General features: G+C 70.4%; 15 protein-coding genes. 11 read left to right on the top strand and 4 right to left on the bottom strand.

The features are described from left to right. Window position 1: 1 nt before the first annotated feature. The 4 genes from J5Y10_RS10900 to J5Y10_RS10885 form a co-directional block, all read right to left on the bottom strand. Window positions 2-211: a hypothetical protein gene (locus J5Y10_RS10900; protein ID WP_209373458.1), complete on the bottom strand. Its 210-nt coding sequence runs from the start codon at window positions 209-211 to the stop codon at window positions 2-4. Window positions 212-291: 80 nt separating this feature from the next. Then, window positions 292-1,281, bottom strand: a complete 990-nt coding sequence (locus J5Y10_RS10895; protein ID WP_209373457.1) for a Bug family tripartite tricarboxylate transporter substrate binding protein — start codon at window positions 1,279-1,281, stop codon at window positions 292-294. Between the two features lie 62 nt (window positions 1,282-1,343). Further along, window positions 1,344-2,591, bottom strand: coding sequence for an NAD(P)/FAD-dependent oxidoreductase (locus tag J5Y10_RS10890; RefSeq protein WP_209373456.1), 1,248 nt, complete (start codon window positions 2,589-2,591; stop codon window positions 1,344-1,346). Between the two features lie 48 nt (window positions 2,592-2,639). Further along, window positions 2,640-3,056, bottom strand: a complete 417-nt coding sequence (locus tag J5Y10_RS10885) for a MarR family winged helix-turn-helix transcriptional regulator (RefSeq protein WP_342452893.1) — start codon at window positions 3,054-3,056, stop codon at window positions 2,640-2,642. 164 nt (window positions 3,057-3,220) lie between these two features. Between J5Y10_RS10885 and J5Y10_RS10880 the strand changes: the two genes are divergently transcribed. The 11 genes from J5Y10_RS10880 to J5Y10_RS10830 all read left to right on the top strand — a co-directional run bounded on the left by J5Y10_RS10880 (window position 3,221) and on the right by J5Y10_RS10830 (window position 14,249). Continuing rightward, on the top strand, window positions 3,221-4,822 hold the full coding sequence (locus tag J5Y10_RS10880) for an FAD-dependent oxidoreductase (protein WP_245214540.1): 1,602 nt from the start codon (window positions 3,221-3,223) through the stop codon (window positions 4,820-4,822). Then, a complete protein-coding gene (locus tag J5Y10_RS10875) occupies window positions 4,816-5,043 on the top strand; it encodes a DUF2783 domain-containing protein (RefSeq protein ID WP_209373452.1) in 228 nt (75 codons plus the stop codon). The genes J5Y10_RS10880 and J5Y10_RS10875 overlap by 7 nt, the downstream gene beginning before the upstream one ends. A gap of 14 nt (window positions 5,044-5,057) precedes the next feature. Further along, window positions 5,058-6,038, top strand: coding sequence for an MBL fold metallo-hydrolase (locus tag J5Y10_RS10870; RefSeq protein ID WP_209373450.1), 981 nt, complete (start codon window positions 5,058-5,060; stop codon window positions 6,036-6,038). Between the two features lie 14 nt (window positions 6,039-6,052). Continuing rightward, window positions 6,053-7,390, top strand: coding sequence for a homogentisate 1,2-dioxygenase (hmgA, locus tag J5Y10_RS10865; RefSeq protein WP_209373448.1), 1,338 nt, complete (start codon window positions 6,053-6,055; stop codon window positions 7,388-7,390). A 3-nt stretch (window positions 7,391-7,393) separates the two neighbouring features. Continuing rightward, window positions 7,394-8,677: a fumarylacetoacetase gene (gene fahA, locus J5Y10_RS10860; RefSeq protein ID WP_209373446.1), complete on the top strand. Its 1,284-nt coding sequence runs from the start codon at window positions 7,394-7,396 to the stop codon at window positions 8,675-8,677. A gap of 52 nt (window positions 8,678-8,729) precedes the next feature. Beyond that, a complete protein-coding gene (locus J5Y10_RS10855) occupies window positions 8,730-9,704 on the top strand; it encodes a Bug family tripartite tricarboxylate transporter substrate binding protein (protein ID WP_209373444.1) in 975 nt (324 codons plus the stop codon). Between the two features lie 3 nt (window positions 9,705-9,707). Then, window positions 9,708-10,340 carry a maleylacetoacetate isomerase gene (gene maiA / locus J5Y10_RS10850; RefSeq protein ID WP_209373442.1) on the top strand — a complete coding sequence of 211 codons (633 nt, stop codon included), beginning with the start codon at window positions 9,708-9,710 and terminating at the stop codon, window positions 10,338-10,340. A gap of 252 nt (window positions 10,341-10,592) precedes the next feature. Beyond that, window positions 10,593-11,426, top strand: coding sequence for an ABC transporter permease (locus J5Y10_RS10845; RefSeq protein WP_209373440.1), 834 nt, complete (start codon window positions 10,593-10,595; stop codon window positions 11,424-11,426). A gap of 5 nt (window positions 11,427-11,431) precedes the next feature. Beyond that, window positions 11,432-12,169 carry an ABC transporter ATP-binding protein gene (locus tag J5Y10_RS10840; RefSeq protein ID WP_209373437.1) on the top strand — a complete coding sequence of 246 codons (738 nt, stop codon included), beginning with the start codon at window positions 11,432-11,434 and terminating at the stop codon, window positions 12,167-12,169. Beyond that, on the top strand, window positions 12,169-13,113 hold the full coding sequence (locus J5Y10_RS10835) for an ABC transporter substrate-binding protein (protein WP_209373435.1): 945 nt from the start codon (window positions 12,169-12,171) through the stop codon (window positions 13,111-13,113). The genes J5Y10_RS10840 and J5Y10_RS10835 overlap by 1 nt, the downstream gene beginning before the upstream one ends. Continuing rightward, a complete protein-coding gene (locus J5Y10_RS10830) occupies window positions 13,113-14,249 on the top strand; it encodes an acyl-CoA dehydrogenase family protein (RefSeq protein WP_245214539.1) in 1,137 nt (378 codons plus the stop codon). Before J5Y10_RS10835 ends, J5Y10_RS10830 begins: the two co-directional genes overlap by 1 nt. The last annotated feature ends 11 nt before the right edge of the window (window positions 14,250-14,260 follow it).

Raw genomic sequence — 14,260 nt, 5'->3', positions numbered from 1 at the left:
ATCAGGGGTCCCGTCGGGGATCGGCGGCAAGCCAGCGCGCCTTCATCGATTCCCACTCCACGCGGTCGTCGCTGAACAGGCGCAACAGGTCGTCCGGTACGCGCTCGTTCAGGGCGGCGTCCCAGTTCTCGTGCAGGCTGCGGCGGAGCCAGAGGTCGAAGGGGTCGGCGGACTCGGATCGCCCAGTGGACTTGGCAGGGCGTGTTGGCATGCGGCCCTCGTAAGATTGATTCGCATTTGAAAACGCCCGGCGGCGCACATGGCTTCCACAGCCGAGCGATTTGCGGCGCTTCAGTCCAGCCGAACGCCCCCTTCCTTCACCACCTGTCCCCATTTTGCGACCTCCGCCTTCACGAAACGGGCGAAGTCGGCCGGCTCCGTCGCTTCCACCCGGAATCCCTGGGCGACGAAGGCGTCGCGGATCTCGGGGGCCTGCATGGCCGCGGCGACCTCGGCGTGCAGCCGGGCCAGGAGCGCCGGGGAGGTGCTGGGCGGGGCGAAGAGGCCCTGCCAGGACTCTGCCTGGAAGCCCGGCAGTCCGGATTCCGCCACGGTCGGCACCGCCGGCAGCAGTGGGTGGCGCGAGTCGCCCGTCACGGCCAGGGCCTTCACCGAGCCAGCCCGGAGATGGGGCAGGATCACCAGCAGGTCCGCGAAGGAGGACTTCACCAGCCCCGCCATCAGGTCCGTCACGGCCTGGGCTGAGCCGCGATAGGGCACGTGGGTCAGATCGAGCCCGGCCGCGAGGGCGAACATCACCCCGGTCAGGTGCATGGAGGTGCCGTTGCCCGGGGTGGCGTAGGTGACCGCGCCGGGAGCAGCCTTCGCCGCCGCGACGAAGGCCGCCAGGTCGTTCACCCCCATGGCCGGGTTCACCACCACGACGAGCGGCGCCGAGACGACGCGGGAAACCGGGGAGAAGCCCGCGACGGGGTCGTAGGGCAGGTTAGGGAAGAGGCTGGCGGCGATGGCGTTGCTGCCCGTCACACCCATCAGCAGCGTGTGCCCGTCCGGCGGCGACTTGGACACGTAGTCGGCGCCCGTGGTCCCGCCGGCGCCCGGGCGATTCTCGACCAGCACGGGCTGCCCGAGTGCGGGCGACATCCGTTCGGCCAGCCGGCGCGCCAGGACATCCGTGCTGCCGCCCGGCGGGAAGGGCACGACGATCCGCACGGGCTTCACGGGCCAGGCCTGCGCCCGCGCCGTCCCCGGCGCGGTGCCCGAGGTGGCGATCGCGAATGCGCCGAGCGCCAGGGCGCGACGGGGAAGGGGCGGGATCATCGGCCGGGCCTCCTGCAGGACGGTTCGGATGATTGCAGGAACCGGGCCGCCCGCCTCTCCCGTCAGGCAGCCCGCCGGAAGCGGGTGGGGGAGAAGGGGGAAAGGTCCAGCCCCGGCGCGCGCCCGGCGACGAGGTTCGCCACTTCCCGCCCCGTGCTGGCCGCGCCGCACATGCCGACATGGCCATGGCCGAAGGCGAACCAGGCGTTCTCCGCCCGGGGTGCCGCGCCGATCACCGGCAGACTGTCCGGAAGGCAGGGGCGGTGCCCCATCCACTGGCTGGTCCGGGCGGTGTCGAGGTGGGGGAACATGTCCTTCGCGCGTGTCAGAAGGACATCGGCCCGGGCGTAGTCCGGCGGCGCCTCCAGCCCCGCGAACTCCACCGAGCCGGCGAGGCGGAGGCCCATGCCCATGGGGTTCACCATCATGTTGTGCTCCACCGCCATCACGGTGTGCCGCAGCGCCAGGTTGTTGCTGGCGACGGTGACGTGGTAACCGCGCTGCGTCTCCAGCGGGATGGCGGGGCCGAGCTGCCGCGCCAGCTTCGCGGACCAGGCGCCGCCGGCGAGCACGACGCCGTCGCACTCCACCTCAGGCCCGCCCTCGGTCCGCACGGCGGCGACGTGGTGGCCGTTCATGCGGAAACCCTTGGCGCGCCTGCGGACCGTGGTCGCGCCATCCGCGACGCAGCGGGCGAAGATGGCGCGGGTGAGGGCGGCGGGATCGGTGGTGGAGCCGTTTTCCGGCGCCAGGATGCCGAAGCGGAAGCGGCCGCGCAGGTCCGGCTCCAGCGCCGCCAGCTCCTCCTCCCCCACGTCGCGCAGTTCCACCCCGAGGGAGCGGCGGAGGTTCATGCCCCATTGCCACTGCCGCGCGGCCTCCGGCCCGGAATAGACGTAGAGGCAGCCGCCGCGGTTCACGAGGCCGATGGCGTCGGCGCGCTGCAGGATCGGCTCGTAGCACTCAAAGATCGGCGCCAGGAGGTTGCGGAGGGCGGTGGCGATCCGCACCACCTCCCGCGGCTCGCTCGCGCGGAGGAAGCGGGCCAGCCAGGGCGCGACCATCGGCGCGTAGCGCCAGCGGACGGAGAGCGGGCCCAGCGGGTCCAGGAGCCAGCGCGGCACCTTTCTCCACATCCCCGGCATTCCCACCGGCAGGCAGGCGGAGGGGGAGAGGGAGCCGGCATTGCCGAAGGACGTCGCCTCGGCGGGGCCGAGCGGGTCGATGAATGTCACCTCATGCCCGTCCCGCTGAAGCCAGGCCGCGCAGCAGCTGCCGACGATGCCGTTGCCGATGACCGCGATCCGCATGTTCAACCCTCCGCGCCGGGACGCGCACCGCAAGAAGGATGCCGCCCGTCAGCCCGCGCCGCCATCCTCGCCCAGCAGGCGTGAGGCGCGCCGGCGCAGCTTCTCCAGCATGCCGCCGAGCGCTGCGATCTCCTGCGGCGTCAGCGCCTCGGCCAGTTCCGCTTGTAGCCCATGGGCGCGGGGGACGATGCGGCGGTAGAGTGCCTCGCCTCGCGGCGCGAGGCTCAGCACCTGGGCTCGCTGGTCCTCGGGGTGCGGAGCGCGGGCCACCAGCCCCTTATCGGCCAGGCGGATCACGGCGCGGCTGACCTTCACCCGGTCCATCTCGGTTGCCGCGATTACCGCCTGGGTGGAGAGGGGCGCGCCCTCGCCCAGCACGGCCATGACCCGCCATTCTGGGATGGAGAGGCCGAACTCCGCCTCGTAGCGGGCGGCGAAGGCGCGGCTGACGCTCTCGGCCGCCACGGAGATCCGGTAGGGCAGGAACTCCGCGAGGCGGAGGGGCGGGGGCTCGGGGGTGTCGATGGCGTGCCTCTTGAATCGTCTCAGATGAGATGATACCTCGTGATCATAACATCCAGGCCCCGCCCGTCGATGGGCAAGGTGGCCGGAACCCGGAGGAGTCGGACTTGCACGTCGACTACCAGTCGCTCCGCTTCGACTACCGCCGCTCGCCGGACCAGTCGGCGGGCTCCGCCGCGCGGCACCCGGTGGTGGTCGTGGGCGCGGGCCCGGTGGGGCTGGCCGCCGCGATCGACCTGGCGCAGGCCGGACAGCGCGTGCTGCTGCTGGACGACGACCGCTCCCTCTCCAGCGGATCCCGCGCGATCTGCTTCGCCAAGCGCACGCTGGAAATCTTCGATCGGCTGGGTTGCGGCGAAGCGATGGTGGAGAAGGGCGTCACCTGGAACCTCGGGCGGGTCTTTCACCGCGCCGATCCCGTGTACTCCTTCGACCTGTTGCCGGAAGGCGGTCATCGGCGGCCGGCCTTCATCAATCTCCAGCAATACTATGTCGAAGGCTTCCTGCTGGAGCGCGCCCAGGCGCTGCCGAATATCGAGATCCGCTGGCAGAACAAGGTCACGGCCGTCTCGCAATCCGCGGAGGCCGTGACGCTGACGGTCGAGACGCCGGAGGGCGAGTACAGGCTTTCCGCCGATTACCTGGTGGCCGCGGACGGCGCGCGCTCACCGATCCGCCGCGCGATGGGGCTGGAGAGCAAGGGGCGCAGCTTCCGCGACCGCTTTCTCATCGCCGATGTGCGGATGAAGGCCGATTTTCCGGCCGAGCGCTGGTTCTGGTTCGACCCGCCCTTCCACCCGAATCAGTCCGTGCTGCTGCACAGCCAGCCGGACGGGGTGTGGCGGATCGATTTCCAGCTGGGCTGGGACGCCGACCCGGTGGCCGAGCGCGCGCCGGAGCGGGTGATCCCCCGCGTGCGCGCCCTGCTGGGGCATGACGCGGAGTTCGAGCTGGAATGGGTAAGCATCTACACCTTCTCCTGCCTGCGGATGGAGCGGTTCCGGCACGGGCGCGTGCTGTTTGCCGGGGACTCCGCGCACGGCGTCTCGCCCTTCGGGGCGCGCGGCGCGAATAGCGGCGTGCAGGATGCGGAGAACCTCGCTTGGAAGCTGGCCCTTGTGCTGCGCGGCGAGGCGCCGGACGCGCTGCTGGACAGCTACGACAGCGAGCGGGTGGCGGCGGCGGACGAGAATATCCTCAACTCCACCCGCTCAACCGACTTCATCACGCCGAAGAACGAGGCCAGCCGCGCCTTTCGTGATGCGGTGCTGGACTTGGCGAAGGACTGCGCCTTCGCGCGCCGGCTTGTGAACAGCGGCCGGCTGTCCCTGCCCAGCACCTACCGGAATTCGCCGCTGAACACGCCGGACGAAGACGCCTTTGAGGGTGCCATGCTGCCCGGCGCCCCCGCGCTGGACGCGCCGCTGGAAGGCGGGGGATGGCTGCTGGACCGGCTGGGCCGGGACTTCACCCTGTTGCACTTCGGCGAGGCTGCGCCGGTGGTGGACGGGGTTCGCGTGGTGAACGTGACGCCCGGCGAGGATGCGCAGGGGCTTGCCGCGCGCCGTTACGACGCGCGACCCGGCACCGCCTATCTGATCCGCCCGGACCAGCACGTCTGCGCGCGCTGGCGTCGCCTGAATCCCGCGAAGCTGCGGGCGGCGGTGGACCGCGCCACCGCCCGAGTGCCGGAGATGGCCGCATGCTGAACACCAAGCCCAACATTGCCTCGCCCGACGACTTCTACGAAGCGCTGATCGCCCTGCACGGTGATCTGACGCCGGAGCAGAGCCGTGCGGTCGATGCGCGCCTGATCCTGCTTCTCTCCAACCACATCGGCGATGCCGCCGTGCTGCGCCAGGCGATGGCGCGGGCCCGGCAGGGCATTGAACCGGCGGGGCACGATACCATCCTCGCTGCCCGCGCCTGAACAAGGATATCCGCATGTCCGGTTTTGCCAGCACCAACGACCTCGCCGAGAAGGTCATCTCCTTCGACGAACTTGGCCCGGGCCTTTACGGCTACACCGCCGAAGGTGATCCGAATTCCGGCGTGGTGATCGGCGACGACAGCGTGCTGGTGGTGGACGCCCAGGCGACGCCGCGCATGGCCGCCGACGTCATCGCGCGCATCCGGACGGTGACGGACAAGCCGGTGAAGCATGTCGTCCTCTCGCACTACCACGCCGTGCGCGTGCTCGGCGCTTCCGGCTACGAGGGGGCGGAGATCATCGCTTCCGATGTCACGCGCGACCTGATCGTGGAGCGTGGGCAGCAGGACATGGACAGCGAAATCGGCCGCTTCCCCCGCCTGTTCCGGGGCAAGGAGAGCATCCCCGGCCTGACCTGGCCGCACGTGACCTTCCACAAGAAGATGACGCTCTGGCTCGGCAAGCGCGAGGTGCAGATCATCCATATCGGCCGTTCCCACACGGCCGGCGACACGGTGGTGTGGCTGCCGGAGGAGCGCGTGCTCTTCTCCGGCGACAGCGTGGAGTACGGGGCGACCCCCTATTGCGGCGACGCGCATTTCGCGGATTGGGCGGGCACGCTGGACGCGATCCGGGCGCTGAAGCCCGTGGCGCTGGTGCCGGGGCGCGGTGCCTCCCTCACCACGCCTGAGAAGATCGAGGAGGGGCTGCAGGGCACGGCGGATTTCACCTCCGACCTCTTCGGGATCGCGAAGAAGGGCGTGGCGGCCGGGCATTCGCTGAAGCAGGTCTACGACGAGGCGATGTCGGCCATGCGCCCGAAATACGGGCACTGGGTGATCTTCGAGCACTGCATGCCCTTCGACGTCTCCCGCGCCTATGACGAGGCCAAGGGCCTGGACCATCCACGTATCTGGACCGCCGAGCGCGATGTCGAGATGTGGAAGGCGCTGGAGCACGGCACCGAGATGAAGTCCGCCGAACTGGACCGGTAAAGAAGGAGCTTGCGATGAACGCCCCGTTCCGTCCGCAGCCGCTCACGACCAACGAGACCGGCTACATGCCGGGCTTCGGCAACGGCTTCGAGACCGAAGCCCTGCCGGGCGCCCTGCCCATTGGCCGCAACTCGCCGCAGCGCTGCGCCTACGGCCTCTACGCCGAGCAGCTTTCCGGATCGCCCTTCACTGCGCCGCGCGCGACGAATGAGCGGTCCTGGCTCTACCGCATCCGCCCGACGGTGGCGCATTGGGGCGCCTTCGAGAAGGTGGATGCCGGGCTGTGGCGCACGGCGCCCTGCGCGGAGGTGGATCTGCCGCTCTCCCCGCTGCGCTGGGATCCGCTGCCGCTGCCGGAGGGAAAGGTCTCCTTCCTAGAGGGCATCCGCACCATCACCACGGCGGGCGATGCCGGCAGCCAGTCCGGCATGGGCGCGCATATCTACCTCATCACCCGCTCAATGGAGGATGAGTACTTCTACAACGCCGATGCGGAGATGATGTTCGTCCCGCAGCAGGGCGGCCTGCGGATCTCCACGGAGTTCGGCGTCATCGACCTGCGCCCGACTGAGATCGCGGTGATCCCGCGCGGTGTGAAGATCCGCGTGGAGGTGCCGGAAGGCCCCGCGCGCGGCTACCTGTGCGAGAACTACGGCGGCGCATTCACCCTGCCGGAGCGCGGGCCGATCGGTGCGAACTGCTTGGCGAACCAGCGCGACTTCCTCACCCCCGTCGCGGCCTATGAGGACCGGGAGGTGCCGTCGCGGCTTACCGTGAAATCAGGCGGCTCGTTCTGGCGCACGGAGATCGGGCAGTCGCCGCTGGACGTGGTGGCATGGCACGGCAACTACGCGCCCTACAAGTACGACCTGCGCCGCTTCTCCCCTGTCGGGCCGGTGCTGTTCGACCACGCCGACCCCTCGATCTTCACGGTGCTCACCTCGCCCAGCGAGACGCCGGGCACGGCGAACATCGACTTCGTGATCTTCCCCGACCGCTGGCTGGTGGCGGAGAACACCTTCCGGCCGCCCTGGTACCACATGAACGTCATGAGCGAGTTCATGGGGCTGATCGAGGGCGTGTACGACGCCAAGACCGGCGGTGGCTTCACCCCCGGCGGGTTCAGCCTGCACAACTGCATGCTGCCGCACGGCCCGGACATGGACGCCTTCGAGAAGGCCAGCGCGGCGGAGTTGAAGCCGCACAAGCTGGAGGGCACCATGGCCTTCATGTTCGAGACGCGACTGCCCCAGAAGGTGACCCGCTTCGCGGCGGAAGCGCCGCAGTTCCAGCGGAGCTACACGAACTACGGCCATACACTCGCCAAACATTTCAACCCGAACCAGCGGTAATCCATGCCCGACGCCACGCACGACCCTGCCCTGAAGAGCTGGGTGCGATCCGCCAACGGCCATCCGGATTTCCCGATCCAGAACCTGCCGCTCGGCGTCTTCATTCCGCTCGACATGGGCAGCGCCCGCGTGGGCGTGGCGATCGGGGACATGGTGCTGGACCTGACCATGGCCCCCGTGGCCGAGGACGTTCGGGAGGCGGCGGCGAGCCCTTCGCTGAACGCTCTCTTTGCGCTCGGGGAGGGGCCGCGAAAGGCGCTGCGCGCACGGCTTTCGGAGCTTCTGGCGGACGGGAGCCCGCACCGCGCGGAGCTGGAGCAGCACCTGCACCCGATGGAGGCCTGCACGCTGCTGCTGCCCGCGAAGATCGGCGACTACACCGATTTCTACGTGGGGATTCATCACGCGACCAATGTCGGCAAGGTGTTCCGGCCGGATAACCCGCTGCTGCCGAACTACAAGCACGTTCCCATCGCCTATCACGGCCGCGCCTCCTCCGTGCGCGTCTCCGGCACGCCGGTGAGGCGGCCGAAGGGGCAGCTGAAGGCGCCGGATTCGGAGACGCCGCGCTTCGCGCCCTGCGAGCGGCTGGACTACGAGCTGGAGATGGCGGTCTGGATCGGGCCGGGCAGCACGCTCGGCAATTCCATCCCGGTCGCGAAGGCCGCCTCCCATGTCGCGGGCTACGGGTTGCTGAACGACTGGTCGGCGCGTGACATCCAGGCCTGGGAGTACCAGCCGCTCGGTCCCTTCCTGGCGAAGAATTTCGGCTCCACCGTTTCCCCCTGGGTGATCATGCCGGAGGCGCTGGAACCTTTCCGCATCGCCCAGCCCGCGCGGCCGGAGGGTGATCCGAAGCCGCTGCCTTATCTGCTGGACGAGGCAGATCAGGCGGGCGGCGCGTTGGATCTGGCGCTGGAGGTGCTGATCCTCACCCCCGGCATGCGGGAAAAGGGAATGGCGCCGCACCGGCTCTCCCTCTCCAATGCGCAGCACATGTACTGGACGGTGGCACAGATGGTGGCGCACCACAGCTCCAACGGCTGCGACCTGAATCCCGGCGACATGCTGGGCTCCGGCACCCTCTCCGCCCCGGATGCCGGGGGCTTCGGCAGCCTGCTGGAGACGACGAAGGGCGGGAAGGAGCCGGTTCAGCTTCCCTCGGGCGAGACGCGTAAGTTCGTGGAGGACGGGGACGAGATCATCCTGCGCGCCCGCGCCGCGCGGGAGGGTTTTGCCACGATTGGCTTTGGGGATTGCCGCGCGTCCGTTCTGCCGGCCAACTGATCGAAACGGGACGGGCCGGGCGGCAAGCCCGGCCATCGGGAAGGAAACAAGAATGAATGAGATGACGCTGGGCCGCCGTGCCCTGATGGGCGCCGGCCTTGCCGCGGCCCTGCCGCTGCCGGCGCTGGCCGCCTATCCCGACCGCGCACTGCGCTGGGTGGTGGCTTATGCGGCGGGCGGCGGCACGGACGTGCTGGCCCGCCTCGTCGGTGCCACCCTGTCACAGCGCCTCGGCCAGCCCGTGGTGATCGAGAACCGCCCGGGTGGCGCGACCAATGTCGGTGCGGAGTTCACCGCCAAGGCCCCGGCCGACGGCTACACGGTGATGACGGCCGACAACGGCACGCTGATCTTCAACACCGCCCTCTTCAAGCGCCTGCCCTACGACCCCGCGCGAGACTTCCGGCCCGTGGGCCTGATGGCGCGCTTCCCGCTGTTCCTCGTGACGGGCGAGAAGCCTGCCGCGGCGAATGTGCAGGAGCTGATCGGGAAGACGAAGGCGTCCCCGGTGGATTGCGCAACTGCCGGCATCGGGTCCCCGCACCACCTGGCGATGGAGCGGCTGGCGCGGGAGGCGGGCGTGCGGTTCAACCACGTGCCCTATCGCGGCGCCGCGCCGGCGCTGAACGACCTGATTGCCGGCAATGTGCCGCTGATGGTGCTGGATTACCCTTCGGGCGCCGAGTACCTGCGCTCGGGCAAGGTGAAGGCGCTGGCCGTCTTCTCGCCCCAGCCGGTGGAGGACATGCCGGGTGTCCCCACGATCCAGGCCGCCCTGAGCCTGCGCGGGTTCGAGGCCTTTGCCTGGCAGGGCGTGGTGGCGCCGAAGGCGACGCCGGACGCGGTCGTGGCCCAGCTGACGAAGGAGCTGGATGCCACGATGAAGGACCCCGCCGTGCGTGCCCGCATGCAGCAGATCGGGCTGGAGCCGCTGACGGGCGGCCCCGCGGAGTTCGAGGCGCTGTTGGAGCGCGAGCGCGGCGTGTGGCTGCCGCTGATCCGCGACCTCGGCATCACGCTGGACTAGGTCATGAAGCTTCACGGCTACTTCCGTTCCTCCGCCGCGTGGCGGGTGCGGATCGCGCTGAACCTCAAGGGACTGGGGGCGGAGCACGCGTTCCGCCACCTCCGCAAGGGCGAGCAGCGCGCACCCGACTACCTGTGCCTGAACCCGCAGGGGCTGCTGCCTTCGCTGGAGACGGATGACGGGCAGGTGCTCACCCAATCCATGGCCATCGTCGAGTGGCTGGACGAGACTCATCCGGAACCGGCGCTTCTGCCCGGCGATGCCCTGCAGCGGGCGCGCATCCGCGCCTTCGCCCAGGCGATCGCCTGCGACATTCACCCCGTGCAGAACCTGAAGGTCCTGGCGCGCCTGCGTGCCATGGGCCAGCCGGAGGAGGTGGTGACGGGCTGGGCGCGCGACACCATCCAGGAGGGGCTGGAGGCCTGCGAGGAGTTGCTGGCGGGCGGGGAGGGGCCATTCTGCTTCGGGCCCACGCCGACCCTGGCTGACATCTGCCTCATTCCCCAGTTGGGAAATGCAAAGCGCTTCGGTGCCGACAGCGCCGCGCTGGCGAGGATCAGCGAGGCCGCCCGGGCCTGTGCCGCGCATCCCGCCTTCATCGCCGCGGCACCGGAAAACCAGGCCGACGCCGAGTAACGAAACGGGGAGGGGAATAGCTTTCCCTTCCCCAGCTATTCCGCAGCATGCCGCGCCTACGCGGCCCAAAATGTTTGGAAATCCGCGCTCTATGCCGCGGCGCAGCGTGTTCTTAGCTTTCTGGCATGAACGACACGCCCCCTCGCGCTGCCCCGTTCGGCCGCTGGCCGGGTCCTTGTCGCGGCTGAACGCCGCAACAGACCCGACCGCCGCGCCCGCAGCGGCAACCTGCATAGCCCGGAGTTTCCCAGCATGTCCGAGCACGCCCTCGGCGCGCGCGGCGCCCTCGCGCCGTCCGAGCCTCTCCAAGCCCGCCTGCCGCGCATCGATCTCTCGCGCTATCGCCGCTTCGTCTCGCCGCTCGTCCTCGTCCTGCTCTGGCAGGCGGCCTCGATGGCCGGGCTGATCGCGCCGCGCACCCTTGCCGCGCCCAGCACCATCCTTGCCAGCGCCTGGGAGCTGGTCGTCTCAGGCGAGTTGCCGCGCCACCTGCTGGTCTCCCTCGGGCGGGTCGCCTCCGGGCTGGTGGTCGGCGTCACCACAGGCGCCGCGCTCGCCCTCGTCGCCGGCCTGTCCCGCCTGGGGGAAGAGGTGGTGGACGCGCCGATGCAGATGCTGCGCACGCTGCCCTTCCTCGCCCTCGTTCCCCTTTTCATCCTGTGGTTCGGCATCGGCGAAACGCCGAAGATCGCCCTTGTTGCCCTCGGCAGCGCCTTCCCCGTCTATCTCACTCTCTTCGCGGGCATCCGTGGCGTGGACCCGAAGCTGATGGAAGCGGGCAAGGTCTTTGGCCTCGACCGTCGCGGCCTGGTCCGCCATGTCGTCCTTCCGGCGGCGCTGCCCTCCGGCCTTGTCGGGCTGCGCTATGCGCTCGGCAGCGCCTGGCTCTCCCTGGTGATCGCGGAGCAGATCAACGCGACTTCCGGCATCGGCTTCCTCATCAACGACGCGCGGGATTTCCTCCGCACCGACGTGATCGTCGTCGGCCTGCTCGTCTACGCGCTGCTCGGCCTTTCCGCCGATGCCCTGGTGCGCGCCTTCGAGCGCCGCGCCCTGGCCTGGCGCCCCTCCCTGGTGAAGGGCTAATCCTCATGAGCGACAATCGCCCCCTGAACCGGGTTGTCTCCGTCCGCGGCCTTACCCGCCGCTTCGGCAGCAACACCGTCCTCAACGCGCTGGACCTGGAGCTGGAGCCGGGTTCCTTCACCGCGCTGCTCGGGCGATCCGGCTCCGGCAAGTCCACCCTGCTGCGGACGCTGGCCGGGCTGGACCCGGCGCCGGCCGATGCGGAGATCCGGGTCCCGGCCTCCGTCGCCGTGGCGTTCCAGGAACCGCGCCTGCTGCCCTGGAAGCAGGTCTGGCAGAACGTGACGATCGGGCTGCCCGGCAACGGCGCCCGGGAGCGTGCGGAACGTGCCCTGGCGGAGGTGGGCCTGACGCGCCATGCCGAGGCCTGGCCCGCCACCCTTTCCGGCGGCGAGGCGCAGCGCACCGCCCTGGCCCGCGCGCTGGTGCGGGAGCCCCGCCTGCTGCTGCTGGACGAGCCCTTCGCCGCGCTGGACGCGTTGACCCGCATCCGCATGCATGCGCTGGTGCTGGACCTCTGGCGCGTCCACACGCCCACCACCCTCATCGTTACCCATGACGTGGACGAGGCGGTGTTGCTGGCGGATCGCGTGCTGGTGCTGGATGCCGGGCGCATTGCCGCGGATATCCCGGTTGAGATGCCGCGCCCGCGTTCGCACGGCGATGCGCGCTTCGTCGCGCTGCGCCACCGTCTCCTCTCCGAACTCGGCGTCGAGGCCGAGGTGATCCGGGAGGCCGCGTGATGATCCCGCGCCGCACCGCTCTCCTCGCCGCGCTGGCCGTGCCCGCCATTGCGCGGGCGCAGGCCCCGGTCACCGTCCGGGCCGCGCAGTACAAGGCGGGCGACGGGCTCCTGCTGCGCCTCGCCGGGCTGAGCGACACGCCCTACCGCGTCGAGTGGTCGGAGTTCGGCTCCGGCAACCTGATGCTGGAGGCCGCCAATGCGGGCGCGCTGGACCTCGCCTATGGCAGCGAGATCCCGCCCACCTTCGCCGCCGTCTCCGGCGCGCGCGTGAAGCTCGTGGCCGTGATCCGCGGTGACGTGAACGAACAGACCGTGCTGGTGCCGAAGGACAGCCCGATCCAGTCGATCAAGGACCTCAAGGGCAAGCGTGTCGGCTATGTCCGCGCCACGACGACGCACTACTATCTTTCCCGGATGCTGAACGAGGTCGGGCTCTCCCTGGCCGACGTGCAGCTGGTGAACCTGACGCCCGCCGACGGTGCGGCCGCCTTCCGCAACGGTGCGCTCGATGCCTGGGCCATCTACGGCTACTCCGTGCCGATCGCGCGGCAGTCCGGGGCCCGGGTGCTGCGGACAGCGCAGGGCATCCTCTCCGGCAACTATCCTTACTTCACCCGCGCCAACATTGCCGACGAGCCGGCGCGGGCGGCGGCGGTGCGCGACCTTCTGGACCGCATCCGCCGCGCTCTGCCCTATATTCAGGAGCATCCGGCGGAGTACGCGGCCGCCCAGGCCGCCACGCTGAACGTGCCGGAAGCGACGATCCGCTCGCTGCTGGACAACGTCTCCCAGCCGCGCAGCCTGGCGCCGGTGGACGATGCGGCCATCGCGTCGCAGCAGGCGGTCGCGGACGAGTTCGCGCGCATCGGCGTGATCCCCCGCAAGGTGGACGTGGCGCCGATGTGGGATCGCGGCTTCTGGCGCCCGGGGCGCGCGGCCTGATGGATGGGACCATTCTCTCCACGCGCCCGGACCCCGTGCGCGACGTCGCCCGCCGCTTCGCCGCGACGGCCGCGCTCCATGACCGCGAGGGCAGCTTCCCGCACGAGAACATCGTGGCTCTGCGGGAGGCCGGGCTGCTCGGCCTGACCATCCCTGCGGAGTTCGGCGGGGCGGAGATCGGGCTAGCCGAGGCCGCCCGCATCGTCGGCGCGATCGCGGAGGGCTGCCCTGCCACCGCGCTGGTGCTGGCCATGCAGTTCATCCAGCAGCGCGGGGTCGCCCGAAACGGCGCCATCTCCCGTGCCGTGCGCGCGCGCCTGGCGGAGGGTGCGGTGAAGCGCGGCGAGGTGATGAACGCGCTGCGCGTGGAGCCGGAGCTGGGCACCCCCGCCCGCGGCGGCCTGCCCGCCACGGTGGCGCGCCGCACGGCGTCGGGCTGGGCGCTCAGCGGACGCAAGATCTACTCCACCGGTTCCCCGGCGCTGGACTGGGGCCTCGTCTTCGCGCGCACGGACGAGGAGGCGCCGCGCACCGGCCTCTTCCTCCTCCCGATGCGCGCGCCGGGCGTGCGGATCGTTGAGACCTGGGACCAGGCGGGCCTGCGCGCATCCGGCAGCCACGACGTGCTGATGAACGAGGTGACGATCCCGGAGGACCACGCGCTGGACCTCCGCGCACCGACCGGCTGGAACGAGCGCGACGCGGACGCCGCGGCCTGGAACACGCTGCTGATCGCCGCGCTCTATACGGGCGTGGCGCGGGCGGCGCGGGACTGGCTGGTCGGGTTCCTCCGCAACCGTGTGCCCGCCAATCTTGGCCAGCCCCTGGCCACCCTGCCGCGCGTGCAGGAGGCGGTGGGGCGGGTCGAGGCGCTGCTCCTCACCAATAACCGCCTGGTCGCCTGCGCGGCGCGGGAGGAGACGACCTCCGCCGAGCTCGGGCTGGTGAAGACCGTGGCCGCGGACAACGCCATCGCGGCCGTGCAGGAAGCGGTGGCCCTGTGCGGCAACCACGCCCTCGCGCGCAGCAACCCGCTGGAGCGGCACCTGCGCGACGTCCTCTGCGCCCGCATCCATACCCCCCAGCCCGACGCCGCCCTCCTCGCGGCCGGTCGCGCCGCGCTGCTTCCGATCTGAAAGGGAATGCT

The organism is Roseomonas indoligenes (genome assembly GCF_017813365.1).
GTDB classification, from domain to species: Bacteria; Pseudomonadota; Alphaproteobacteria; order Acetobacterales; family Acetobacteraceae; genus Roseomonas; species Roseomonas indoligenes.
The sequence above is the reverse complement of the archived record's forward strand: the minus strand, read 5'-3'. Positions and strand labels throughout refer to the sequence as shown.

Excerpts from the sequence above, each read along its gene's own strand:
- J5Y10_RS10900 (WP_209373458.1), bottom strand. The coding sequence starts at position 211 with ATGCCAACACGCCCTGCCAAGTCCACTGGGCGATCCGAGTCCGCCGAC.
- J5Y10_RS10895 (WP_209373457.1), bottom strand. The coding sequence starts at position 1,281 with ATGATCCCGCCCCTTCCCCGTCGCGCCCTGGCGCTCGGCGCATTCGCG.
- J5Y10_RS10890 (WP_209373456.1), bottom strand. The coding sequence starts at position 2,591 with ATGCGGATCGCGGTCATCGGCAACGGCATCGTCGGCAGCTGCTGCGCG.
- J5Y10_RS10875 (WP_209373452.1), top strand. The coding sequence starts at position 4,816 with ATGCTGAACACCAAGCCCAACATTGCCTCGCCCGACGACTTCTACGAA.
- J5Y10_RS10870 (WP_209373450.1), top strand. The coding sequence starts at position 5,058 with ATGTCCGGTTTTGCCAGCACCAACGACCTCGCCGAGAAGGTCATCTCC.
- hmgA (WP_209373448.1), top strand. The coding sequence starts at position 6,053 with ATGAACGCCCCGTTCCGTCCGCAGCCGCTCACGACCAACGAGACCGGC.
- fahA (WP_209373446.1), top strand. The coding sequence starts at position 7,394 with ATGCCCGACGCCACGCACGACCCTGCCCTGAAGAGCTGGGTGCGATCC.
- J5Y10_RS10855 (WP_209373444.1), top strand. The coding sequence starts at position 8,730 with ATGAATGAGATGACGCTGGGCCGCCGTGCCCTGATGGGCGCCGGCCTT.
- maiA (WP_209373442.1), top strand. The coding sequence starts at position 9,708 with ATGAAGCTTCACGGCTACTTCCGTTCCTCCGCCGCGTGGCGGGTGCGG.
- J5Y10_RS10845 (WP_209373440.1), top strand. The coding sequence starts at position 10,593 with ATGTCCGAGCACGCCCTCGGCGCGCGCGGCGCCCTCGCGCCGTCCGAG.
- J5Y10_RS10840 (WP_209373437.1), top strand. The coding sequence starts at position 11,432 with ATGAGCGACAATCGCCCCCTGAACCGGGTTGTCTCCGTCCGCGGCCTT.
- J5Y10_RS10835 (WP_209373435.1), top strand. The coding sequence starts at position 12,169 with ATGATCCCGCGCCGCACCGCTCTCCTCGCCGCGCTGGCCGTGCCCGCC.
- J5Y10_RS10830 (WP_245214539.1), top strand. The coding sequence starts at position 13,113 with ATGGATGGGACCATTCTCTCCACGCGCCCGGACCCCGTGCGCGACGTC.